General features: G+C 72.4%; 23 protein-coding genes and 1 pseudogene. 11 read left to right on the forward strand and 13 right to left on the reverse strand.

Going from position 1 to position 23,360, the window contains the following annotated elements:
• The first annotated feature begins 6 nt into the window (after positions 1-6).
• The 3 genes from ACFW6P_RS00165 to ACFW6P_RS00175 are packed head-to-tail and all read left to right on the forward strand — an operon-like array spanning position 7 to position 2,041.
• Complete coding sequence (locus ACFW6P_RS00165; RefSeq protein ID WP_386350026.1) at positions 7-1,311, forward strand: hemolysin family protein; 1,305 nt, start codon at positions 7-9, stop codon at positions 1,309-1,311.
• Positions 1,308-1,667 carry an MmcQ/YjbR family DNA-binding protein gene (locus ACFW6P_RS00170; RefSeq protein ID WP_386350029.1) on the forward strand — a complete coding sequence of 120 codons (360 nt, stop codon included), beginning with the start codon at positions 1,308-1,310 and terminating at the stop codon, positions 1,665-1,667. Before ACFW6P_RS00165 ends, ACFW6P_RS00170 begins: the two co-directional genes overlap by 4 nt.
• A 20-nt stretch (positions 1,668-1,687) precedes the next feature.
• On the forward strand, positions 1,688-2,041 hold the full coding sequence (locus tag ACFW6P_RS00175) for a cytidine deaminase (RefSeq protein ID WP_386350032.1): 354 nt from the start codon (positions 1,688-1,690) through the stop codon (positions 2,039-2,041).
• Positions 2,042-2,127: 86 nt separating this feature from the next.
• Here ACFW6P_RS00175 and ACFW6P_RS00180 read toward each other — a convergent pair whose 3' ends face one another.
• Positions 2,128-2,466, reverse strand: coding sequence for a P-II family nitrogen regulator (locus ACFW6P_RS00180; RefSeq protein WP_386350035.1), 339 nt, complete (start codon positions 2,464-2,466; stop codon positions 2,128-2,130).
• Entirely contained in the window at positions 2,463-3,773 is a 1,311-nt protein-coding gene (locus tag ACFW6P_RS00185; RefSeq protein WP_386350037.1) for an ammonium transporter, read from the reverse strand. Before ACFW6P_RS00185 ends, ACFW6P_RS00180 begins: the two co-directional genes overlap by 4 nt.
• Positions 3,774-3,945: 172 nt before the next feature.
• Here ACFW6P_RS00185 and era point away from each other — a divergent pair, with 172 nt between their 5' ends.
• A complete protein-coding gene (era, locus tag ACFW6P_RS00190; protein WP_386350040.1) occupies positions 3,946-4,905 on the forward strand; it encodes a GTPase Era in 960 nt (319 codons plus the stop codon).
• A 167-nt stretch (positions 4,906-5,072) separates the two neighbouring features.
• Here era and ACFW6P_RS00195 read toward each other — a convergent pair whose 3' ends face one another.
• The 4 genes from ACFW6P_RS00195 to ACFW6P_RS00210 all read right to left on the reverse strand — a co-directional run bounded on the left by ACFW6P_RS00195 (position 5,073) and on the right by ACFW6P_RS00210 (position 8,552).
• Positions 5,073-5,516 carry an ATP-binding protein gene (locus ACFW6P_RS00195; RefSeq protein ID WP_386350043.1) on the reverse strand — a complete coding sequence of 148 codons (444 nt, stop codon included), beginning with the start codon at positions 5,514-5,516 and terminating at the stop codon, positions 5,073-5,075.
• Positions 5,517-5,729: 213 nt separating this feature from the next.
• A complete protein-coding gene (locus ACFW6P_RS00200) occupies positions 5,730-7,145 on the reverse strand; it encodes a family 1 glycosylhydrolase (RefSeq protein ID WP_386422423.1) in 1,416 nt (471 codons plus the stop codon).
• 58 nt (positions 7,146-7,203) lie between these two features.
• A complete protein-coding gene (locus tag ACFW6P_RS00205; protein ID WP_386350048.1) occupies positions 7,204-7,470 on the reverse strand; it encodes a protealysin inhibitor emfourin in 267 nt (88 codons plus the stop codon).
• Positions 7,471-7,490: 20 nt separating this feature from the next.
• Positions 7,491-8,552: a M4 family metallopeptidase gene (locus ACFW6P_RS00210; protein WP_386350050.1), complete on the reverse strand. Its 1,062-nt coding sequence runs from the start codon at positions 8,550-8,552 to the stop codon at positions 7,491-7,493.
• Positions 8,553-8,872: 320 nt separating this feature from the next.
• Here ACFW6P_RS00210 and leuA point away from each other — a divergent pair, with 320 nt between their 5' ends.
• Positions 8,873-10,594: a 2-isopropylmalate synthase gene (leuA, locus tag ACFW6P_RS00215; protein ID WP_386350053.1), complete on the forward strand. Its 1,722-nt coding sequence runs from the start codon at positions 8,873-8,875 to the stop codon at positions 10,592-10,594.
• Positions 10,595-10,780: 186 nt separating this feature from the next.
• On the forward strand, positions 10,781-11,479 hold the full coding sequence (locus tag ACFW6P_RS00220) for a TerB family tellurite resistance protein (protein WP_386350056.1): 699 nt from the start codon (positions 10,781-10,783) through the stop codon (positions 11,477-11,479).
• Positions 11,480-11,641: 162 nt separating this feature from the next.
• Here ACFW6P_RS00220 and ACFW6P_RS00225 read toward each other — a convergent pair whose 3' ends face one another.
• Positions 11,642-12,823, reverse strand: coding sequence for an IS110 family transposase (locus tag ACFW6P_RS00225; protein ID WP_386422426.1), 1,182 nt, complete (start codon positions 12,821-12,823; stop codon positions 11,642-11,644).
• 231 nt (positions 12,824-13,054) lie between these two features.
• On the opposite strand from ACFW6P_RS00225, the gene ACFW6P_RS00230 reads away from it, so the two are divergent.
• A complete protein-coding gene (locus ACFW6P_RS00230; protein WP_386350061.1) occupies positions 13,055-13,318 on the forward strand; it encodes a metal-sensitive transcriptional regulator in 264 nt (87 codons plus the stop codon).
• A 152-nt stretch (positions 13,319-13,470) separates the two neighbouring features.
• Here the strand turns inward: ACFW6P_RS00230 and ACFW6P_RS00235 are convergent, their stop codons facing one another.
• Genes ACFW6P_RS00235 through ACFW6P_RS00255 form a run of 5 tightly spaced genes read right to left on the reverse strand, consistent with a single transcriptional unit; the run spans position 13,471 to position 20,002 of the window.
• Complete coding sequence (locus ACFW6P_RS00235; RefSeq protein WP_386350064.1) at positions 13,471-14,403, reverse strand: dihydrodipicolinate synthase family protein; 933 nt, start codon at positions 14,401-14,403, stop codon at positions 13,471-13,473.
• Positions 14,400-15,443 carry an oligopeptide/dipeptide ABC transporter ATP-binding protein gene (locus ACFW6P_RS00240; RefSeq protein ID WP_386422429.1) on the reverse strand — a complete coding sequence of 348 codons (1,044 nt, stop codon included), beginning with the start codon at positions 15,441-15,443 and terminating at the stop codon, positions 14,400-14,402. The genes ACFW6P_RS00235 and ACFW6P_RS00240 overlap by 4 nt, the downstream gene beginning before the upstream one ends.
• Complete coding sequence (locus ACFW6P_RS00245; RefSeq protein WP_386350069.1) at positions 15,440-17,413, reverse strand: dipeptide/oligopeptide/nickel ABC transporter permease/ATP-binding protein; 1,974 nt, start codon at positions 17,411-17,413, stop codon at positions 15,440-15,442. The genes ACFW6P_RS00240 and ACFW6P_RS00245 overlap by 4 nt, the downstream gene beginning before the upstream one ends.
• Positions 17,410-18,372, reverse strand: coding sequence for an ABC transporter permease (locus ACFW6P_RS00250; RefSeq protein WP_386350072.1), 963 nt, complete (start codon positions 18,370-18,372; stop codon positions 17,410-17,412). Before ACFW6P_RS00250 ends, ACFW6P_RS00245 begins: the two co-directional genes overlap by 4 nt.
• A 4-nt stretch (positions 18,373-18,376) precedes the next feature.
• Positions 18,377-20,002 (reverse strand): ABC transporter substrate-binding protein, encoded by a 1,626-nt coding sequence (locus ACFW6P_RS00255; protein WP_386350074.1) that lies wholly within the window; start codon positions 20,000-20,002, stop codon positions 18,377-18,379.
• A 215-nt stretch (positions 20,003-20,217) separates the two neighbouring features.
• Here ACFW6P_RS00255 and ACFW6P_RS00260 point away from each other — a divergent pair.
• The 4 genes and pseudogenes from ACFW6P_RS00260 (at position 20,218) to ACFW6P_RS00275 (ending at position 22,824) form a co-directional block, all read left to right on the forward strand.
• Positions 20,218-20,662: pseudogene (locus ACFW6P_RS00260) on the forward strand (protein phosphatase).
• A gap of 298 nt (positions 20,663-20,960) precedes the next feature.
• A complete protein-coding gene (locus tag ACFW6P_RS00265; protein WP_386350350.1) occupies positions 20,961-21,176 on the forward strand; it encodes a hypothetical protein in 216 nt (71 codons plus the stop codon).
• 26 nt (positions 21,177-21,202) lie between these two features.
• Positions 21,203-21,949 (forward strand): DNA repair protein RecO, encoded by a 747-nt coding sequence (gene recO / locus ACFW6P_RS00270; protein WP_386422432.1) that lies wholly within the window; start codon positions 21,203-21,205, stop codon positions 21,947-21,949.
• A 41-nt stretch (positions 21,950-21,990) separates the two neighbouring features.
• Positions 21,991-22,824, forward strand: coding sequence for an isoprenyl transferase (locus ACFW6P_RS00275; protein WP_386422435.1), 834 nt, complete (start codon positions 21,991-21,993; stop codon positions 22,822-22,824).
• Between the two features lie 116 nt (positions 22,825-22,940).
• Here ACFW6P_RS00275 and ACFW6P_RS00280 read toward each other — a convergent pair whose 3' ends face one another.
• On the reverse strand, positions 22,941-23,360 hold the full coding sequence (locus tag ACFW6P_RS00280; RefSeq protein WP_386350085.1) for a Fur family transcriptional regulator: 420 nt from the start codon (positions 23,358-23,360) through the stop codon (positions 22,941-22,943).

Raw genomic sequence — 23,360 nt, forward strand, 5'->3', positions numbered from 1 at the left:
CCGCCGATGAGTCCGCAACTGGCTCTGGGAGCCGTCGCCCTGGTCGTCGTGGCCTGGCTCGCCGCCTGTGCGGAGGCGGGCCTCGCGCGCGTCTCCAGCTTCCGCGCCGAGGAGGCCGTGCGCTCCGGCCGCCGCGGCAGCGCCAAGCTCGCCCAGGTCGCCGCCGACCCGACCCGCTACCTCAACGTGGCGCTGCTGGTCCGCGTCGCCTGCGAGATGGCCGCCGCAGCGCTGATCACCTACGGCTGCCTGCAGGCGTTCGACGGCACGACCGAGGCCCTGCTCGTCGCCATCGCGGTGATGGTCCTGGTGTCCTACGTCGCCGTCGGCGTCTCCCCGCGCACCATCGGCCGCCAGCACCCGATGAACACGGCGACGGTCTCGGCCTACGTCCTGGTGCCGCTGGCCCGTGTCATGGGGCCCATCCCGTCGCTGCTGATCCTCATCGGCAACGCGCTCACCCCCGGCAAGGGCTTCCGCCGCGGCCCGTTCGCCTCCGAGGCGGAGCTGCGGGCCATGGTCGACCTCGCCGAGAAGGAGTCGCTCATCGAGGACGAGGAGCGCCGCATGGTGCACTCGGTCTTCGAGCTGGGCGACACCCTGGTGCGCGAGGTGATGGTCCCGCGCACGGACCTGGTGGTCATCGAGCGCTTCAAGACCATCCGCCAGGCCCTCACCCTCGCCCTGCGCTCCGGTTTCTCGCGCATCCCGGTGACCGGTGAGAGCGAGGACGACATCGTCGGCATCGTGTACCTGAAGGACCTGGTCCGCAGGACCCACATCAGCCGCGAGGCCGAGTCCGAGCAGGTGTCCACGGCCATGCGCCCGGCGTTCTTCGTCCCCGACACCAAGAACGCGGGCGACCTGCTGCGCGAGATGCAGAAGGAACGCAACCACGTCGCCGTCGTCATCGACGAGTACGGCGGCACGGCCGGCATCGTCACCATCGAGGACATCCTCGAGGAGATCGTCGGCGAGATCACCGACGAGTACGACCGCGAGCTCCCGCCCGTCGAGGAGCTCGGCGACGACCGCTTCCGCGTCACCGCCCGCCTCGACATCGGCGACCTGGGAGAGCTCTACGGCCTGGAGGCCTTCGACGACGAGGACGTCGAGACGGTCGGCGGCCTGCTCGCCAAGGCCCTCGGCCGGGTGCCCATCGCGGGTGCCTCGTCCGTGGTCGACCTGCCCGACGGCCGGGAGCTGCGCCTGACCGCGGAGGCGGCGGCCGGCCGCCGGAACAAGATCGTGACGGTGCTCGCGGAGCCGGTGGCACCCCAGGACCCCCCGGAGGAGGAGAAGCCGGAGTGACCCCGCGGGAGCTGCGCGCGTTCTGCCTGTCCTTCGAGGCGGCGGTGGAGGACTTCCCCTTCGGCCCGGAGACCACGGTCTTCAAGGTGCGGGGCAGGCTCTTCGCCCTGTCGCACCTCGACGCGCGCCCCCTGAAGGTCAACCTCAAGTGCGACCCGGACGACGCGATCCGCCTGCGCCGCGAGCACGAGGGGCTCGTCGTGCCGGGCTGGCACATGAACAAGCGCCACTGGAACACCGTCACGGCCGACGGCGCCCTGCCCGACCTGCTCGTGCGCGAACTCGTCGAGGACTCCTACGACCTGGTCGTCGCGGGCCTGCCCCGGGCGGACCGCCTGCTCCTCGACCGCCCCTGACCCTTCCGTATGCTCGGATCATGACCGACAGCAGCGCGCTCGACCCCGAGGACCGCAAGATCGTCACCCTGGCCCGCTCCGCCCGGGCCCGCAACGGTGTGCCCGAGGGGGCGGCCGTACGGGACGAGACCGGACGGACCTACGTCGCGAGCACCGTGGACCTCGACTCCCTGAAGCTCAGCGCCCTGCGCACGGCGGTGGCGATGGCGGTGGCCTCGGGCGCGCGGTCGCTGGAGGCGGCGGCGCTGGTGACCGAGGCGGAGACCGTGTCCGCGGAGGACCGGGCGGCGGTGCGGGACCTCGGCGGCGCGGGGACGCCGGTGCTGGTGGCGGGGATCGACGGGACCGTCCGGCTCACGGTCCGGGCGGGCTGAGGCGTCCGGCCGCCGCGCCGGATCCGGTGGCCGCGCCGCCGGGCCCGTTCGTGCCCGGCCGGTACCGCGGCGACCCGGCGCCCGCGTCAGAGCGCGTCGGGGCCGCGCTCGCCCGTGCGCACCCGCACGACCGTGTCCACGGGCAGCGCCCACACCTTGCCGTCGCCGATCTTGCCGGTGTGCGCGGCCTTCACGACCGCGTCGATGACGGCCTCGGCGTCCGCGTCCTCGACGACGACCTCGATGCGCACCTTGGGCACCAGGTCGACCCGGTACTCGGCGCCGCGGTACACCTCGGTGTGGCCGCGCTGCCGGCCGTAGCCGCTGGCCTCGCTCACGGTCAGGCCGTGCACGCCGAGTCCCTGCAGGGCGTTCTTGACCACGTCCAGTCGGTACGGCTTGACGATCGCGGTGATGAGCTTCATGCCTGGCGGGTGACCTTCTGGGCGGGGGAGACGACGGAGGAGGAGACCGGGGCGCCGTGGCCCAGGACCCCGTGATCGTAGGCGGTCTCGGCGTGCACCGTAAGGTCCAGACCGGTCTGTTCCTGCTCCTCGCTCGCACGGAAGCCCATCGTGGCGTCGATCAGCCTGCCGATCCCGTACGTCACGCCGAACGCGTACGCCGCCACCACGACCACGGCCACCAGTTGCCTGCCGAGCTGTCCGAGCCCGCCGCCGTACAGCAGGCCCTCGGCGCCGCCGGTCATCGACTCGACCGCGAAGACGCCGATGAGGAGCGTGCCGATGACCCCCCCGACCAGGTGGACGCCGACGACGTCCAGGGAGTCGTCGTAGTTCAGCCTGAACTTCCAGCCCACGGCGTACGAGCAGACCGTGCCGGCGGCGAGGCCGACGACCAGGGCGCCCAGCAGGGAGACCGAGCCGCAGGACGGGGTGATGGCGACCAGGCCCGCGACGGCGCCGGAGGCGGCGCCCAGGGTCGTGGGGTGGCCGTCGCGCTTCTGCTCGACGAAGAGCCAGCCGAGCAGGCCGGTGCAGCCCGCGGCGAGGGTGTTGAGGAACGCGGCGGCCGCGAGGCCGTTGGCGCCGAGCGCGGAACCGGCGTTGAAGCCGAACCAGCCGAACCAGAGCAGACCGGCGCCCAGCATCACCATGGGCAGGTTGTGCGGGCGCATGGCCTCCTTCCTGAAGCCCAGGCGCGGGCCCAGCACCAGGCACAGCGCCAGCCCCGAGGCGCCGGAGACGATCTCCACGGGCAGCCCGCCCGCGAAGTCCAGGGCACCCAGCCGCTCCAGGATCCAGCCACCCGGGCCCCACACCCAGTGGGCGACGGGAACGTATACCAGCAGCGCCCAGACCGGCACGAAGACCAGCCAGGCCCCGAACTTCGCCCGGTCGGCGACGGCGCCGCTGACCAGCGCCGCCGTGATGATCGCGAAGGTGAGCTGGAAGGTGGCGAACAGGACCGTGGGAACCGTGCCCTGGACGCTGTCCGGGCCGAGGCCGCTCATCCCGGCGTGGTCGAGCCCGCCGATGAGACCTCCGGCGGCGTCCTCGCCGAAGGCCAGCGAGTAGCCGGCCGCCAGCCACACCACCGTCACCAGGGCGATCGCGACGAAGCTCATCATCAGCATGTTGAGCACGCTCTTCGTGCGGACCATGCCGCCGTAGAACAGGGCCAGACCCGGGGTCATCAGCAGGACGAGGGCGGTGGCGGCGAGCAGCCAGGCGGTGTCGCCGGTGTCGGCTTGTGCGGCGGCCAGGGGCACGGTGTCTCCGACGAGGTGGGGCTCCGGGGGCTCGTCAGAGGTTCACCGGCGTGCGTTTCCGGCCGGGCACGGCTGTGTTTCCGCGGTGTTTCGTCACGTGAGGGTTTCGGAGAGCTCACCGGGCGGGAGGTGTGCGGGCCACTGTGCGGCGGGGCCTCGTGGATCAGGGACAATGGGCGCCATGAGCGTTCGCAGTAAGTCATCCGAGCCGTCCGAGGCACCCCACCGCGCGGGATTCGCCTGCTTCGTGGGCCGCCCCAACGCGGGCAAGTCCACGCTGACGAACGCTCTGGTCGGGCAGAAGGTGGCGATCACCGCGAACCAGCCGCAGACCACACGGCACACCGTGCGGGGCATCGTGCACCGGCCCGACGCCCAGCTGATCCTGGTGGACACCCCGGGTCTGCACAAGCCGCGCACGCTCCTGGGCGAGCGCCTGAACGACGTCGTGCGCACCACCTGGGCCGAGGTCGACGTGATCGGCTTCTGCCTGCCCGCGAACGAGAGGCTCGGGCCCGGTGACCGGTTCATCGCGAAGGAACTGGCGTCGATCAAGAAGACGCCGAAGATCGCGATCGTCACCAAGACCGACCTGGTGGACGGCAAGAGACTGGCCGAGCAGCTGATCGCGATCGACCAGCTCGGCACGGAACTGGGCTTCGAGTGGGCGGAGATCGTCCCCGTCTCGGCGGTCGGGGACAAGCAGGTGGACCTGCTGGCCGACCTGATCGTCCCGCTCCTGCCGGAGGGCCCCGCCCTCTATCCGGAGGGCGACCTCACCGACGAGCCCGAGCAGGTCATGATCGCCGAGCTCATCCGCGAGGCCGCCCTGGAGGGCGTCCGCGACGAGCTCCCGCACTCCATCGCCGTCGTGGTGGAGGAGATGCTGCCCCGCGAGGACCGCCCCGCCGACAAGCCCCTCCTCGACATCCACGCCTTCGTCTACATCGAGCGCCCCAGCCAGAAGGGCATCATCATCGGCCCCAAGGGCAAGCGCCTGAAGGAGGTCGGGATCAAGTCCCGCAAGCAGATCGAGGCGCTGCTCGGGACCCCCGTCTTCCTGGACCTGCACGTGAAGGTGGCGAAGGACTGGCAGCGGGATCCCAAGCAGTTGCGGCGACTGGGGTTCTGAGCCCGGGGCCGGCCGCGACGCGGTCGGACGCCCACTGCTCGGCGCGGCCGGCCCGCACGGTGCCAGGGGCGCCGAGCGGGCGCTCCAGACCGGCCGTCATCGCGCCCTTCGCCCGCCGCGTGGTGGGCGACGCCGTCTCGACGCCGCTCCAGAAGCACGGGCCGCTCTCACCGGGTTCCCAGGCTCGCCCAGACCGCGTTGCCGCCCGTCAGGGAGGAGCGGACGACTCCCCAGCTGTCGGCCAGCTCCCGTACGAGCAGCAGTCCGCGCCCGTTCTCGTCGTCCGGGCCGGGGCGCCGGTCGGGGATGCCGCGGCGCGCCAGGTCGCCGTCGTGCACCTCCAGCCGGCAGCGCGCGCTCGTCATCAGCCCGACGCCGCACAGGATCCGCTCGCTGAAGGTGTGCAGAACGGCGTTGGTCACCAGCTCGGACACGAGCAGGACGGCGTTCGCGCACAGCTCTTCCGGAAGCTGCCAGGAGTCCAGCCGGGCCCGGGTGGCGTGCCGCGCGGCTCTGGCGCTGGTCCGGTGCGGAGGCAGCTCCAGCCAGTGGATCCGGCCCGGGCGCAGCGCGTCCAGGAACCGGGAGGTGGAAGTCGTGTGGGGGGACACGGCGGTCGCCTTCCGTGGGGGATGGGCGAGGCGGGCAACAGCCGGAAGGGGGAAGCCGGGGCTTCCGGTGCTCTGGCCGCACCAGTAATCATGCTGGCATCGCAGTTCACGCTGCAACCATCTTCCTGATGATTTCGTACGGAACCTTTCGCCCCCACCCGTCTCCCTCCGGAAGCGTCAAGTCCGCTGTGCTGAGGCGAGGTTGACGAGACATCAGAGACCATGGCGCGGCGTGAACGACGCAATATCGGCCCGCTCCCTCGGCGGCCTGCGGCTGCTCGACCCGGGCGTCAGGGCCTCAGGGCGACGGCCCCGGGCCGCCTGTGCCCGCAGCAGCTCCCGGAACCAGCGGTAGGAGGCCTTGGGGGTCCGCTCCAGGGTGTCGAAGTCGACGTGGACCAGGCCGAAGCGGAGTGCGTAGCCCTCGGCCCACTCGAAGTTGTCGAGCAGCGACCAGACGAAGTAGCCGCGCACGTCGACGCCCGCGTCCACCGCCCGGTGCAGGGCCCGGACGTGGCCGTCCAGGTAGGCGATGCGCTCCTGGTCGTCCACGCCCGGGTACGAGCAGCCGTTCTCGGTGATCACCACGGGCGGCAGGCGGTCGCCATAGCGGTCGCGGAAGCCGGTCAGGAGCTCGGTCAGTCCCTCGGGGACGACCGGCCGGCCGAAGTCGGTCACCGGGCGCCCCTCGATCTCCCGCACGGAGAAGGGGAGTTCGGCGGGCATGGTGACCCCGCCGAACTCGATCTCCGAACCCTGGGGGGCACCCACCCGCGTCGGCGCGTAGTAGTTGACGCCGTACCAGTCCAGCGGCTCGGCGATCACCTTCAGGTCCGCCTCGACGTCCCCGGGCATCAGCTCGCCGATGCCGTCCGGGTACCGGCCCAGCAGCGGCGGTTCCGCGAACAGGCGGTTGAGCACCAGGTCGTAGAAGCCGGCCGCCTCCACGTCCGCCGCCTCGGCCGACGCCGCCCAGGTCGGACCGTGAAAGTTGGCGACGCCGATGTCCCCGGCGCCCGCGGCGCGCAGGGCCCGTACGGCCAGGCCGTGGGCGAGCAGCTGGTGGTGGGCGGCCGGCAGCGCGTCGAACAGCAGCCGCCCGCCCGGCGCGTGCACGCCCAGGGCGTGGCCCAGCAGGGTGTGCTCGGCGGGCTCGTTGACGGTGATCCACTTCGTCACGCGGTCGCCGAGGCGGCCTGCGACCGCGGACACGTAGGTGGCGAAGCGCTCGGCCGTGTCCCGCCGGAGCCAGTCCAGGTCCGCCGGCAGGTCCCCGTGGAACAGCGTCGGCACCGGCCGGATTCCCGCCGCGCACAGGTCGTCCACCAGCCGGTCGTAGAAGTCCAGCCCCTTTCCGGACCGCACCCGCGGCCAGGAGACCGAGAAGCGGTACGCGTTCACGCCCAGGTCCGCCAGCAGGGCCACGTCCTCGCGGTGGCGGTGGTAGTGGTCGCAGGCCACCGCCGCCGTCGAGCCGTCCCTGACCCGCCCGGGCCCGGCCGCGAAGACGTCCCACACGGACGGCCCGCGCTCGTCGGCCGCGCCCTCGATCTGATGGGCCGCGGTCGACACGCCCCACAGGAAGCCGGCCGGGAAACGGGGGATCTCGGTGCCCGCGTCAGTCGCCATGCGCCGGATCATCCGTACCGGCGGTAACGGAAGTCGACAGGCCGTCCGGCCGGACCGGTCAGGCCCCTTCCTTCAGGACCCGTGAGATCAGCTTCCGCTGCGCGTCGGTCAGCCGCGGGTCCGACGCGTAGACCGTCTTCCCGTCCACGGTGATCTGGTAGCTGAACCCGTCCGGGACGCCGATCGGCGGTGTGCCCCGGCCGTCGGCGACCGCGTTCTCGGCCAGGGCCCGCCACTCGGCGGCGTCGGGACGGCCCGAGGTGTCCACCTCGGCATGCCGCTCGATGCCGGCGAACCCGCCCGTACGCCTCACCAGAATCCGCATGGCACCTGTCTAGTACGGAACTACGGGGTCCGCACCCCGACCCGCTCCCAGGCCTTCGAGACGGCGTCTCGCTCCTCCCCGTCGCCGAAGCGCTCCCGGGCGGCCTTGACGGTGAGCGCGGCGAAGTCGGCGAACAGCGCCTGCTGCCGCAGCTCCCCGCCGGTCAGCACGTCGTACCAGATCTGCCCGGCGCGCTCCCAGGCGGGGCCGCCCAGGGCCGTGGCCGCGAGGTAGAAGGCGTGGTTGGGGATGCCCGAGTTGATGTGGACGCCGCCGTTGTCCCGGCCGGTGCGCACGAAGCCGTCCATCGTCGCGGGCTGCGGGTCCTTGCCGAGCACGTCGTCGTCGTACGCCGTGCCCGGCGCCTTCATCGAGCGCAGCGCCTCGCCCGTCACCCGCGGGGCGAGCAGGCCCGCGCCGATCAGCCAGTCGGCCTCGGCGGCGGTCTGGCCGAGCGTGTACTGCTTGATCAGCGCGCCGAAGACGTCCGACAGGGACTCGTTGAGGGCGCCCGGCTGGCCGAAGTAGGTGAGGTTCGCGGTGTACTGGGTCACGCCGTGGGCGAGTTCGTGGCCGATCACGTCGACCGGGATGGTGAAGTCGAGGAAGATCTCGCCGTCCCCGTCGCCGAACACCATCTGCTCGCCGTTCCAGAACGCGTTGTTGTAGTCGCGCTCGTAGTGCACGGTCGCGTTCAGCGGCAGGCCGTCGCCGTCGATCGAGTCCCGCCCGTACGCCTGCAACAGCAGCTCGAAGGTGGCGCCGAGGCCGGCGTAGGCGCGGTTCACGGTGGCGTCCGCGCCGGGCTTGTCGCCCTCGCCGCGGACCTGGTGGCCGGGCAGGTCGGTGCCGTGCCGGGCGTCGTGGACGGTGCGCCGCGGCCTGCCGCCGGCGGCCGCGGGGGCGGCCGCGGCGCCGAGGACGGTGGTCAGGCGGCGCTGGGTGCGCTCGTAGGCGTCGCGCTGCAGGGTGCGGCGGGCGGGACCGGCGAGTGCGGGGTCCTCGGCCTGGGCGAGCCGGTCGAGGACGTGGGGCGGGACGATGGTGCAGAAGACGGGCTCGAAGCCCCCGTGAGTCGTCATGTTCCGCACCTTTGCACTGCGTGACGAGCCTGTCACGAGGAGGCACCATGATGGGGGGAATGCCAGGAAGGGCGCCCTCGCGTTCCGCGACGAAGTGGTATGGCGCACTTTCGTCCCGTATGGGCGCCCGGTCCCGCATACTGATACGAACCCACGCGCAGGGCAGAGGCTCGGCTAGCATGCTGCGCATCATGCGTTTCGGGCTGCTTCTCCTTAGCTGCCGCGGCGAGGGCCTGTAGTCGAGGCCGACTCCCTCCCCGCGGAGCTTGGTGCTGCGTCGTCGGCCGTCCTTCCGGACACCCCTGAGGAGCCCCCGCATCATGGCGAACCGCCAGCAGCCCAGTTCCATGCCGATCCACAAGTACGGCCGCTACGAGCAGGTCGACATCCCGGACCGCACCTGGCCGGACCAGCGCATCACCACCGCCCCCCGCTGGCTCTCCACCGACCTGCGCGACGGCAACCAGGCCCTGATCGACCCCATGTCGCCCGCCCGCAAGCGCGCGATGTTCGACCTGCTGGTCACGATGGGCTACAAGGAGATCGAGGTCGGCTTCCCGGCCTCCGGCCAGACCGACTTCGACTTCGTGCGCTCCATCATCGAGGAACCGGGCGCCATCCCCGACGACGTCACCGTCTCCGTACTGACCCAGGCCCGCGAGGACCTGATCGAGCGGACGGTGGAGTCGCTGAAGGGCGCCAAGCGCGCGACCGTCCACCTGTACAACGCCACCGCGCCGGTCTTCCGCCGGGTCGTCTTCCGCGGCTCCAGGGACGACATCAAGCAGATCGCCGTCGACGGCACCCGCCTCGTCATGGAGTACGCCGAGAAGCTGCTGGGCCCCGAGACCCACTTCGGCTACCAGTACAGCCCGGAGATCTTCACCGACACCGAGCTGGACTTCGCGCTGGAGGTCTGCGAGGCGGTCATGGACGTCTGGCGGCCCGGCCCGGGCCGCGAGATCATCCTGAACCTGCCCGCCACCGTCGAGCGCTCCACGCCCTCCACGCACGCCGACCGCTTCGAGTGGATGGGCCGCAACCTCTCCCGCCGCGAGCACGTCTGCCTGTCGATCCACCCGCACAACGACCGCGGCACCGCCGTAGCCGCCGCCGAACTGGCCCTGATGGCCGGCGCCGACCGCGTCGAGGGCTGCCTGTTCGGCCAGGGCGAGCGCACCGGCAACGTCGACCTGGTCACCCTGGGCATGAACCTCTTCTCCCAGGGCGTCGACCCGCAGATCGACTTCTCCGACATCGACGAGATCCGTCGCACGTGGGAGTACTGCAACCAGATGGAGGTCCACCCGCGCCACCCGTACGTGGGCGACCTGGTCTACACGTCCTTCTCCGGCTCCCACCAGGACGCCATCAAGAAGGGCTTCGACGCCATGGAGGCCGACGCCGCGGCCAAGGGAGTCACGGTCGACGACATCGAGTGGGCGGTGCCGTACCTGCCGATCGACCCCAAGGACGTCGGCCGCTCCTACGAGGCGGTCATCCGGGTCAACTCGCAGTCCGGCAAGGGCGGTATCGCCTACGTCCTGAAGAACGACCACAAGCTGGAACTGCCCCGCCGGATGCAGATCGAGTTCTCGAAGATCATCCAGGCGAAGACGGACGCCGAGGGCGGTGAGGTCACGCCGAAGGACATCTGGGCCGTCTTCCAGGACGAGTACCTGCCCAACCCCGAGAACCCCTGGGGCCGGATCCAGGTCAAGAACGGGCAGTCCACCACCGACCGCGACGGCGTCGACACCCTCACCGTCGAGGCCTCCGTGGACGGCCGGGACACCGTGCTGAGCGGCACCGGCAACGGCCCGATCTCCGCCTTCTTCGACGCGCTGCAGTCCGTGGGCATCGACGTGCGCCTGCTGGACTACCAGGAGCACACGATGAGCGAGGGCGCCTCCGCGCAGGCCGCCTCCTACATCGAGTGCGCCATCGGCGACAAGGTCCTGTGGGGGATCGGAATCGACGCGAACACGACGCGGGCCTCGCTGAAGGCGGTCGTCTCGGCCGTCAACCGCGCGGCTCGCTGACCAGCCGCAGCGGGGGTTTACGGGCTCCGCCCGCCGGACACCGGCGGGCGGAGCCCCGTCATTTACCGGCCAATCCCTGTGCGGGTCACGGAAAGGTCTCCTCCGGGGTGCTGACTCCTCCTCGTGAATGTGGCTAACATCACGCAAGCGCGGCGACGCTGCCGTGCGGCGTGACGGAGGTGCGACGTGCTGCCAGGACGGGGACGAAACGGCCATGCCGCCAGGCTTTCCCGCGTCCTGGGCACCCGTACCGCGTGGACGGCCGTCGGCGACGGGGAGTTCTTCTGCCCCGGCTGCGGCGGCGACCGCAACTACCAGCGGCTGACGGGCCGGCGGCGCTTCACGCTGCTCGGGGTGCCCGTGCTGCCGCGCGGCGAGACCGGCCCGGTCGTGGAGTGCGCCGCCTGCGGCCGCCACTTCGGCACGGACGTCCTCGACCATCCGACCACCACCCGCTTCTCCGCGATGCTCCGCGACGCGGTGCACACCGTCGCTCTCGCCGTGCTGGCCGCGGGCGGCGCCGGGTCCCGTACGGCCCTGGAGTCCGCCGTGCTCGCCGTGCGCGCGGCCGGCTTCGACGACTGCACGGAGGAGCAGCTGGCCGCCCTGGTCGAGGCCCTGGAGGCGGACACCGGGCGGATCACCGGCGAACCCTGCGGCGCCGGACTGGCCATAGAGCTCCACGAGGCCCTCGACCCGCTCGCCTCGCACCTCGCCACCGTCGGCCGCGAGTCGATCCTGCTCCAGGGCGCGCGCATCGCCCTCGCGGACGGGCCGTACACCCCGGCCGAACGGGACGTCCTCGCCACGGTCGGGTCGGCGCTCACCCTCTGCTCCGACGACGTGACCCGCCTGCTGGCGGCGGCCGCGCGCACGCCCTCCTAGGAGTCCTCCGCCGGCCCCGGCGACGGGTGTGGTGCGGCCTTTCGCCCGGGCCGGGACCGCGGCAGCCCGGCGGGAGCCCCGGCGGAAGGCCGCCCAGAGTGCCGGCCGGTGACCGCAGCCGGGTCTCCGGCCGGCCCCGTGAGAGGAATCTCAATGATCGTGTCAAGCCGCCTGCGTGACCGGCGGGGCGGAGGTGAACAGCCTCTTGTCACGCACCATCGCCCACAGGACGTCGACCCGTCGGCGGGCGAGCGCGAGCAGGGCTCGGGTGTGCAGGAGCCCTTCAGATCGCTTCTTGAGGTGGTAGTCCCGGGACGGGCCGGGCCGCATCATCGCGGTCTGGGCGGCCAGGTAGAGGATGTGCCGCAGGCGCCGGTTGTAACGCTTGGGCGGGTGGTGGTTGCCGGTGCGGCGGCCGGAATCGCGGGCGACCGGGGCCGGGCCGGCGTGCGAGGCGAGGCGGCCCGCGTCGCGGTAGCCGGACAGGTCGCCGACGATGGTGACGAACTCGGCGCCCAGGACGGGACCCATACCGGGCATCGACTCGATGATCTCGGCGCGGTCGTGGGCACGGAACGTCTCGCGGATCTCCCGGTCGTTGTCCTTGATCCGCTCGTCCAGGGCCAGCAGCTGGTGGGCGAGGTCGCAGACCAGCTTGGCGGCCCGCTTCTCGCCGGGCAGCGCGGTCATCCGGGACTGGGCCGCCTCCACCGCTTTGGCGGCGATGGTGTCGGCGCCGCGGACCTTTCGGCGCTCGAGCCAGGTCGTCAGCCGCTTGACGCCGATCCGGCGCAGGGCGGCCGGGGTCTGATAGTCCGTCAGCATCACCACCGGTCCCTTGGCCGCGGAGTGGTCGAAGGCCCGCTCCAGCGCGGGGCAGATCCCCACCAGCAGGTCGCGGAGCCGTTTGATCAGCCGTACCCGGTCGGCGATCAGGTCGGCCCGGTTGTTGGTCAGCACCTGGAACGTGGTGACCAGCTCCGCGGGCGTGCTCAGCGGGGTGAAGTCCTTCGGGTGCATGCGGGCGTGGTCGGCGATGACACGGGCGTCCTTGGCGTCGGTCCTGCCCTCGCCTTTGTAGGCGCCGGACATGCGGTTGACCGTCCGGCCGGGCACGTAGACGACCTGCTGGCCGTACGCGATCAGGGCCGGCAACAGGGTGGCGGCACGGCCGGAGATGTCCACCGTCCACCGCACCTCGTCAGCCCGCTCGCGGGCGGTCTCGATGAGTGTGAGGATCTGGGCTTCGTCGTGGATCACCTTCGTCGAGAACAGCGTCTCGCCGTCGGCGTCGACAGCGGCTGCCCGGTGATGTCCCTTGCCGGCGTCGGTGCCGACCCACATCCGCGCGTGAGGCGTGCTCGAGCCCGTCGCTCCGTTCCACCGTGACCAGCACTTCCATGGCCCGAGGAACACTTTGCCGACAGGTCCCTAACCAGCGATGACCGCAGTTCTCAATCAGTGGTCGGAGCGTCCCGGAGGACCGGGCGGCCATTCCTTCCGAGCCATCGACGGCAAACACCCATCAGCCATACCCGGTCCTCCCGGACCGGCCGACATTCTTAGGGAACACCCATGGTCCAGCTCCCCGCCGACCGGGTGCGGTCGGCCGCCAACCGGCTCAAGCGCGCCCAGGAACAGCTCGCCGTCGTGCGCATGCTCGAAGAGGGCCGCGACGGCGAGGAGGTCGTCACCCGGCTCGCCGCGGTCAACCGTGCGCTGGACCGGGCCGGCTTCGCGATCGTCGCCAGCGGCCTCAAGGAGTGCCTGACCCAGGAGGGCGGCGCGGACGGCCTCGGCACCAAGAAGAGGGAGGAGCTCCTCCTCTCCCTCTCCTGAGCCCCTCGCTCGCCGATCCGGGGCTCACCCGGTGATCCACCGGGCCGCGAGGAGCCCCGACGCGGCCGTGAGCCGGCGCACCCCGGCACCGCGACGGCCTCTGGCCCCGGCGCCCGCTCGCCACCGGCCCGGTGTACCGCCGTGGTGCGTCCCTACAGCAGCCCGGCTGCCACCAGGTACGTCCGGACCCGGGCCACCTCGTCCGGTGACAGCGGCACCTGCGGCCGGGCCGTGACCGGGCAGTCGATCACGCCCCGCAGGTGCAGCGCGGCCTTGAAGCCGCCGATCGCCGAGGAGCCGGGGCCCATGCGGGCCGGGTCGCCCACGGACACCAGGCCGAACAGGGCGCAGAGCCGCTCCTGTTCGGCCCGGGCCTCCTTCCACTCCCCGGCACGGCACAGGCCGTCCAGGCGGACGTAGCCGTGCGGGTCGACGTTGCCGAGGCCGGGCACCGTGCCGTCCGCGCCGATCGCGAGGGCCGCGTCGACGATCAGCTCCGAACCCGTCAGCACGCTGAAGCCCGTGACGTCCTCGTGGTCCCGGACGGCGGTCACGACCTCGCGGAAGGCGGCCAGGTCGCCGCTGGAGTCCTTGAGCCCGGCCAGGACGCCGTCGGCGGCCAGCTCCAGGAGCACGTCCGGGGGGAGCTTGGTGTGGACGGCGACCGGGATGTCGTAGGCGATGACCGGGACCGGGCTCGCGGCGGCGACCGCGCGGTAGTGGCCGGCGATCTCCGCGGGGTGGGTGCGGGCGTAGAACGGGGCGGTGACGACCACGGCGTCCGCGCCGGCCGCCGACACCGACGCGACATGGTCCAGGACCCGCGGAGTGGTCATGTCGATCGCCCCGGCCAGCACGGGCAGCTGCCCGCCCACGTGCTTGGTGACCGCCTCGACCACCGACCTGCGCTGCCCGTCCGTCAGATACGCCGCCTCCGAGGTCGAGCCGAGCACGAACAGCCCGTGCACCCCGCCGGACACCAGATGGCCGACCAGCCTGAGCAGCGAGGGGACGTCCACCTCGCGGTCCGGTGTCAGGGGCGTGCAGACGGGCGGGATGACGCCGGTCAGCGGGGTGAACGTCATGAAGCCTCCATCGGGTCGCTCCGGGGGACGAGGCCGCGGGTCGACTCGTCCTCCCGGACAGGATGGTGGCAGCGGAAGCGGTGCGCGGGCGCCGACGCGGCGGAGAAGCCCGGCATCTCGTCCGCGCAGACCCCGTCCGCCTTCCAGCAGCGGGTGCGGAAGGGGCAGCCGCTCGGCGGGCGGGTCGCCGAGGGGACCGGTCCGGCGAGCGGGATCGGGTCGAGCGGGTGGAGCAGGCCGGGCGTGGCGGAGAACAGGGCGCGGGTGTACGGGTGCCGGGCCCGGTCGGTGACCAGGCCGGCCGGGGACTCCTCCACGATCCGGCCCAGGTACATCGTGATCACACGGTGGCTCATCCGCCGGACCGTCTGGATGTCGTGCGAGACGAACACCAGGGCCAGACCGAGCCGTTCCCTCAAGTCCAGCAGGAGGTTGAGGATCTGGGCCCGGACCGACATGTCCAGGGCGCTGGTCGGCTCGTCCGCCACGACCAGGTCCGGGTCCAGGGCCAGCGCCCGGGCGATCGCGACGCGCTGCCGCTGCCCGCCGGACAGCTGCCCCGGCAGGGCGTCGGCCAGAGCCCGGGGCAGACCGACGAGGGACATCAGCTCCCGGACCCGGTCCTCGCGTTCGGCCCTCGTGCCGCGCTCGTGCACGTCCAGCGGGTCGCGCAGGATCCGCCGGACGGGCAACCGGCGGTTCAGGGCCGTCGACGGGTCCTGGAAGATCATGCCGGTGCTGCTGCCGACGGCGCGTCTGCGCTCACCGGCGGGCATCGCCCACAGGTCGCGCCCCCGGAAGGACACCGTCCCGCGCGTCGGCCGCTCCACCCCCACCAGCAGCTTCGCCAGCGTCGACTTGCCGCAGCCCGACTCGCCGACCACGCCGACGGTCTCCCCGGGCGCGATCGCCAGGTCGGCGCCGGTCAGGGCGTACACCCGGTCGCGGCCGAACAGGCCGCCGCTCCGGGCCCTGTGGACGACGTGCGCGTCGGACAGTTCCACCAGGGCGGGCGAGGGCCGCCGTGCCGGTTCGCTCATGACACCGCCTCGCTCCCGCTGTCCGACAGCTCGGTGACCGGGTGGTGGCAGGCCGCCGAGTGCGCCGGCGTACCGGCCAGCACCGGGGCCGTCGTGCGGCACACGCCGCTCGCGCGGGGACACCGGTCGGCGAAGCGGCAGCCCGCCGGGAAGTCCGCCGGGGACGGCACCACGCCCCTGATCTGCGTCATCCGCTCCCGCGCCGACTCCAGTGACAGCACACTGCCGAGCAGCCCGCGCGTGTAGGGGTGCGCCGGGGCCTCCACCAGGTCGGCGGTGACCCCCGTCTCCACGATCCGACCGCCGTACATCACCGCCACCCGGTCGGTGACGTCCGCGACCAGCGCCAGGTCGTGCGAGACGAGGACCAGCGCGAAGCCCAGCTCCGCGCGCAGCCGCAGCAGCAGCTCCATGACCTGCGCCTGCACGGTCACGTCCAGGGCGGTCGTCGGCTCGTCGGCGACGATCAGGGCCGGGTCGCGCGACAGGGCCATGGCGATGAGGACGCGCTGGCGCTGACCGCCGGACAGCTCGTGGGGGTAGCTGCGCAGGGTGCGTTCGGCGTCGAGCCCGACCAGCGTCAGCAGCTCGGCCGGGCCGCGCCGCCCGCCCCGCCGCACGAGCTGCCGCAGCTGGGCGCGGACCGTCATCGCCGGGTTCAGCGAGGAGAGGGCGTCCTGGTGGACCATCGCCATCTCGTGGCCGAGCAGCCTGCGCCGTACCCGCATCGGCTCGGCGAGCAGGTCCCGCCGGTGGAAGCGCACCCGGCCCCGCACACGCGTCCCCCGCGGCAGGAGGCCCATGATCGTCAGCGCCGTCAGGGACTTGCCGCAGCCCGACTCGCCGACCAGCCCCAGCACCTCACCGGGATGCACGTCGAAGGAGACGCCGTCCACGATGTCCACACCGCCGTGCCGATCGCCGAAGCCGAGGGCGAGGTTCTCCACCGCCAGCACCGGCTGCCCGTCCCGGGGCACGTGCCGGGCCCGGGCCCGCAGCCGCCGGGCCGCCTCGGCGAGGCCGGGCAGGGGGACGGCGTCCCCGCCGCCGGGCTCCGGCGCCCGCAGCCGGTCGTCGTCGGAGGCGTCCACCTCGCGGGCCGGCGGGGCCGCCCACGCGTCGGACACACCCTCGGACAGGATGTTCAGCGACAGCACGGTGACCAGCATCAGCAGCCCCGGGAACACGGTCGCCCACCAGCCGCCGGTCAGCACCATGTTCCTGCCGTCGGCGATGACACCGCCCCAGGACGGGTCGGGCGGCCGAACCCCCGCCCCGATGAAGGACAGCGACGCCTCGAACACGATCGCCTCGGCGACCTGGACCGTGCAGAACACCAGCACCGGCGCGGCGCAGTTGACCGCCACGTGCCGGAGCACGATGTGCCCGGTGCGGGCGCCGATCACCCGCTCCGCGGTCACGTAGTCCTCGCCGTACTGGTCGAGGACGTTCGCCCGCACGACCCGCGCCACCGGCGGGGTGAACAGGAACGCGATCGCGCAGATCAGCACCGTGACGCCCCCGCCGAACACCGCCACCAGCACGGCGGCCAGCGCGATGCCCGGGAACGCCATCACGACGTCCAGGCAGCGCATCAGCGTCTCGTCGACCGCCTTGCGGGAGGTCGCCGCGACCGCCCCGAGCAGCGCGCCCGCCAGCAGGGCCAGGCCGGTCGCCCCGAGCCCGATCGCCAGCGACCAGCGTGCCCCGTGCATCAGCCGGCTGAGGATGTCCCGGCCGAGGCTGTCCTGTCCCATCCAGTGCACGGCGGACGGGTGCCCGGTGCCGCCGGCGGGCGGCTGCTGGTCGAGCGGGTCGTGCGGGGCGAGGAGCGGCGCGAGCAGCGCCATGAGGACGACGACCACCAGGAAGCAGACGGCGGCCTTCGACGGCGGCGGCAGCCGCCGCAGGCCCCGCAACCGGACGCCGGGCCGGGACATCGCCTCGGCGAGGCCTGCGCGAGTGATCATGTGCTCGCATCCCTCAGTCGCGGGTTGACCAGCAGATGGAGGAGGTCGATGACGAGGTTCACGACCACGAACCCGGCCGCCGTGGTGAGGACGACGCCCTGGACGACGGCCGGATCGCCGTTCTTCACGGCGTCGATCATCAGCTTGCCCATGCCGGGCAGCGAGAAGATCGTCTCGATGACGACGGCGCCGCCCAGCAGGTAGCCGACGCGCAGGCCGAGCACGGTGAGCGGGTTGATGAGGGCGTTGCGCAGGACGTTGCGGCCCACGACCACCCGGGGCGGCAGCCCGCTGCCGATCGCCGTGCGCACGTAGTCCTTGTCCAGCTCCTCCACCACGGCCGTCCGCACGACCCGGGTCAGCTGCGCCGCCACCGGCAGGGACAGGGCGAGGGCGGGCAGCGTCATCGTCCGCAGCCAGCCGGTGAACGAGTCGGCCGGGTTGACGTACCCGCCGGTCGGGAACCGGCCCAGGTCGACCGCCAGGTACTGGATCATCAGCAGCGCCAGCCAGAAGCCGGGCGCGGCCACCCCGGTCAGGGACACGACCCGGATGACCTGGTCGGGCAGCCGGTCCCGGTGGATCGCCGCGGTCACGCCGCCCACGAGGGACAGCACCACGGCGATGCCCAGCCCCAGGAACGTCAGCTGCAGGGTGAGCGGCAGCGCGGTGGCGACCTGGTCGGCGACCGGCTCCCGGGTCAGCGCGCTGGTGCCCAGGTCCCCGTGCAGCAGGTCGGCGACGAAGCCGGCGTAGCGCACGGGCAGCGGGTCGAGCAGGCCGTGTTCCTCGCGGAAGTCGTGCAGTTGCCGCTCGGTCGGGTTGGCGCCCTGGAAGAACGCGGACGCCGGGTCGACGTCCGAGAACCGCATCACCAGGAACACGAACAGCACGATGCCGAGCAGCAGCGGCACGAGCAGGGCGACCCGGCGGAGCAGGATGCGCAGAACGGCCGTCATGCCGTCAGGCCCACGTGGCCCGGAGCAGGTTGATGCCCGGGTAGGGCTGCGCCCTGATGCCGCCGAGCCGTTCCGGGTCCCAGGCCGTCATCAGCTCGTTGTGGACGACCGGGTAGAGCACGGCCTGCTCGGCGACGACGTCGATGTAGTCCTGGACCATCGCCCGCTTCCGCGCCGGGTCGGGTTCCCGGGTGGCCCGGTCCATGTCCTTGAAGAGCCGCCGGGCGACGGGGTCGGCGGCCCAGCGCGTGTACTGCATCCAGAGGTTCCCGGGCCCGTAGTTGTAGTGCATGATCAGGTCGGCGTCGAGGCCGAACTGGTTGGGGTTCGAGGCGGCGGCGACCACCTGGTAGTCCCGCTTCTGGTCCAGCTTCGTGAAGACGGCGGTGGTCTCCTGCGGGGCCAGGGTCGTGCGCACCCCGATCGCGTCCCAGGAGGCCTTGACGGTCGGCAGGCAGTCCGCGATCCAGCTGACGTTCACGGCCAGGAGTTCGACGCTCAGCTCCCTGACCCCGGCCTCCTCCAGCAGCGCCCTCGCCCGCTCGGGGTCGTGGTCGTAGACGGTCTTCGCCCGGCGGTAGGACGGGTTGGCCTCGTCCAGGAAGGAACTGGACGGCCTGCCGTGGCCCTTGAGGGCGACCTCCACCATCTTCCCGGTGTCGATGGCGTAGTGCAGGGCCTGGCGCACGCGCACGTCGTCGAACGGCTTGTGCCGCGTGTTGAACATCAGGAACAGGTTGTTCATCCCGGCCGCGCCGGCCACCGTCAGCCCGCCGTCCTCCAGCCGGCCGATCGCGGCGTACGGGATGTTGTCGGCGATCTGCGCGCCCGCGCTCGCCCCGGAGATCTTCGCGACCCGGGGCGCCGCGTCCACGATCGTCAGCCAGTTCATCCTTCGGAACGCCGGCTTGCGGGGGCCGTTGTAGCCGTCGAAGGCCTCGAAGGCCGTGTTCGACTTCGGGTGGTGCGCGGTCTGCCGGTACGGGCCCGAGCCGATCGCCTTGCCCCTGACGGCGTCCTCCCAGGCGCCCGGCCGGGAGAACACGTGCCGGGGCATGACCTTGGCGAGCGTCAGCCGCGAAAGCCCCTCGGGGAAAGGGAACTTGAGCACCAGCTCCACGGACCGCGCGTCGATCTTCCGGACCTCCTCCAGCCAGCTCGCGAAGAAGCCCTTGGCGAGGGTCTGGGTGTCCGGGTCGAGGATCCGCTGGAAGACGAACACGACGTCGTCGGCGGTCACCGGCTCGCCGTCGTGGAAGGTCGCGCCGGTCCGCAGCGTGAACCGCCACGAGGTGCTGTCCGGGTCCTTCGGCACCTCGGTCGCCAGGGCCGCGTACGGCTCCCGGGAGATGGGGTCCGTGTCCAGCAGGCCCTCGTAGATGTGGTGGTTGGCGGCCATGCAGAACGCGGACGCCGTCTGGGTCGGGTCCCAGCTGCCGTCGTTGCCGTAGCCGATCACCGCGGTGAGCGTCCGGTCCCCGCCGCCCGAACCGGTGTCGTCGGTGGACTCGGGCCCGGCCGAACAGGCCGGCAGCGACGCGGAGACGGCGGCGGCCGCGCCCAGCGCGCCGGTGTACTTCAGGAACGACCGGCGGTGCGGCGCCGGCACGTCGGGGGTCACGTCGCGCACGGGTCCTCCAGCGGAAGGTCTGGGGAGGTCTGGGGAGAGGGGGACGGCTCCGGAGGTGGGACGTCCTACGTCCTGCGGTCAGCGCGACCATAGGAGGGGGCCGGGAGGCGGTCAAGGGATCGCGCACGAATGGCGCGTCCACCGGAGAACGGGCCGACGGCGCCCGGCCTGACGCAGGGTGACGGTTCGTCAGTCGCGCTCGGGGGACGCGGAGCATGACGAGGCGGGTGAGCGATCTGTGGAACGAGAGTGACACCGGCGTCCTGCGACTGCCGTCCGGCCGCCTGGTCCGGGGCCGGGGCCTGCGCCACCCCCTGGACGCCGCCGCGCCCGGCCCACGGCCTCTACCTGCTGGGCCGCACACCCCTCGGGGTCCCCTGGGAGTCCGCCTGGATCCGCTGGCCCGACTTCCGCCTCCCAGTGGACCGGGAGGCGGCCCGCGCGCTGCTGACCCGGGCGTGGGAACGGGCCGCCGGCGAACGGGTGGAGATCGCCTGCTGGAGCGGCCGGGGCCGTACGGGCACCGCCCTGGCCTGCCTGGCGGTCCTGGACGGCGTCCCGCCCGGGCAGGCCGTGGCGTACGTCCGTGCGCGCGACGACCGGCGCGCGGTGGAGACGCCCTGGCAGCGCCGCTGGGTCGCCCGCTTCGCCGGGGCCTGACCTTCCGCACCGTGCAGGTGCCCACCCTCCGTGTACCGCCGATGGACCAGCGGATTTCGGCCGGTCGCCGCCGAACCCCTCCCCGCCGGGCCGCAGTTGTACAGCTGTGGTTCCCCCGCCCTCAGACGCGGAGCGTCACCACCCCGACGCGTGGAGTGAAACCGCGTGCGGGAGGGGAGCACGGTGGAGGCACGACACCCGGCGCTCCGCGCCGGAGAGAGCGGAGGACGCGGTGCAGGAATCAGGGGCGGAGATCGCCGATGCCGGAAGGGGCCGGACGACGTCGGGGGGCGAGGCGGTGAAGCCGCCGGTCGGCGCGCACGTCGTGGACACCCGCAGTGGACGCCTCGGGATCGTCATGGGACACGAGGGGCCCTACGTCCAGCTGAGGCCGTACGGGGGCGGCAGGGAGTGGGACGCCGAGCCCGGCGCCGTCCGGCAGGCCACCCCGGCCGAGCGGCTGCGGGCGGCCACGGCGTACGCCGATGCGCGCGGCAGGGGCGAGCTCCCCTGACGCGGTGACCCTGCGAGAATGGCCCCATGAGTCTGTTCCGCGACGACGGCATCGTGCTGCGCACCCAGAAGCTGGGTGAGGCGGACCGGATCATCACGCTGCTCACGCGCGGTCACGGCCGGGTCCGGGCGGTGGCCCGGGGCGTGCGCCGGACCAAGTCGAAGTTCGGTGCGCGCCTCGAACCGTTCTCCCACGTCGACGTGCAGTTCTTCGCCAAGGGCAGCGAGCTCGTCGGGCGCGGCCTGCCGCTGTGCACCCAGAGCGAGACCATCGCACCGTACGGCGGCGGCATCGTGAGCGACTACGCGCGGTACACGGCCGGCACCGCGATGCTCGAGACCGCCGAGCGGTTCACCGACCACGAGGGGGAGCCGGCCGTGCAGCAGTACCTGCTGCTCGTCGGCGCCCTGCGCACCCTCGCCCGGGGCGAGCACGCCCCGCACCTCGTGCTCGACGCCTTCCTGCTCCGGTCCCTCGCAGTCAACGGCTACGCCCCGAGCTTCACCGACTGCGCCAAGTGCGGCATGCCCGGACCCAACCGCTTCTTCTCGGTCGCCTCGGGCGGATCCGTCTGCGTGGACTGCCGGGTGCCCGGCAGCGTCGTACCCTCACCCCAGGCCCTGGAACTCCTCGGTGCGCTCCTTACGGGAGACTGGGAGACCGCGGACGCCTGCGAGGCGCGGTACGTCCGGGAGGGCAGCGGGCTGGTGTCCGCGTATCTGCACTGGCACATGGAGCGCGGCCTGCGCTCCCTGCGCTACGTCGAGAAGTAGAGCAGCGTAGAAGCAAGCGAGCACGAGGAGACGAGACACACATGGCCGTACGCGGGATCCTGGGGCGCCAGCGCCGGGAGTACAGGACGCCGGAGCCGCACCCGTCCGGCGCGCGGCCGCCGAAGCTCCCGGGCGAGCTCGTCCCGCGGCATGTGGCGATCGTCATGGACGGCAACGGGCGCTGGGCCAAGGACCGGGGGCTGCCGCGCACCGAGGGGCACAAGGTCGGCGCCGAACGCGTGCTGGACGTGCTGCAGGGCGCGATCGAGATGGGCGTCGGAGCCATCTCCCTGTACGCCTTCTCCACCGAGAACTGGAAGCGGTCGCCGGACGAGGTGCGTTTCCTGATGAACTTCAACCGCGACTTCATCCGCAGGACCCGGGACCAGCTGGACGAGCTGGGCATCCGGGTGCGCTGGGTCGGGCGGATGCCGAAGCTGTGGCGGTCGGTCGCCAAGGAACTGCAGATCGCCCAGGAGCAGACCAAGGGCAACGACCGCCTGACCCTGTACTTCTGCATGAACTACGGCGGCCGGGCCGAGATCGCCGACGCCGCGCAGGCGCTCGCGCAGGACGTGAGGAGCGGCAGGCTCGACCCGTCCAAGGTCAACGAGAAGACCTTCGCCAAGTACATGTACTACCCGGACATGCCGGACGTGGACCTGTTCCTGCGGCCGAGCGGCGAGCAGCGCACCTCCAACTACCTGCTCTGGCAGAGCGCCTACGCCGAGATGGTCTTCCAGGACGTGCTGTGGCCGGACTTCGACCGGCGCGACCTGTGGCGGGCGTGCCTGGAGTTCGCCTCCCGCGACCGCCGCTTCGGCGGGGCCATCCCCAACGAGGAACTCCTGGCGATGGAGGGCAGACAGCAGTAACGGGCAACGGTGTCGCAGTTCCCCCCACCCCAGGGGCGCGGGGAACTGCGCGACCAGCCACCCCCCACCCGCAGCAGCCCGCGCATCCTCACCCCCACGGCGAGGAGAGGGACCGCTCAGTTGCCGGAGGCCCCCGCGCAGTCCGCGCACGTCCCGAAGATCTCCACCGTGTGGGCCACGTTGACGTAGCCGTGCTCGGCGGCGATGGCCTCGGCCCACTTCTCCACGGCCGGGCCCTCGACCTCCACGGCCTTGCCGCAGCTCCGGCAGACGAGGTGGTGGTGATGGTCGTCGGTGGAGCAGCGGCGGTAGACGGACTCGCCGTCGGCGGTGCGCAGGACGTCGACCTCACCGGCGTCGGCGAGGGACTGCAGGGTGCGGTAGACCGTGGTGAGCCCGACCGAGTCGCCCTTGTGCTTGAGCATGTCGTGCAGTTCCTGCGCGCTGCGGAACTCGTCGACCTCCTGCAGGGCCGCCGCCACGGCGGCACGCTGCCTGGTGGCGCGGCCCTTCACGGACGGTCCAGCGGTCGTCAC

The sequence above is a fragment of the Streptomyces sp. NPDC058741 genome, assembly GCF_042746715.1.
GTDB lineage: Bacteria > Actinomycetota > Actinomycetes > Streptomycetales > Streptomycetaceae > Streptomyces.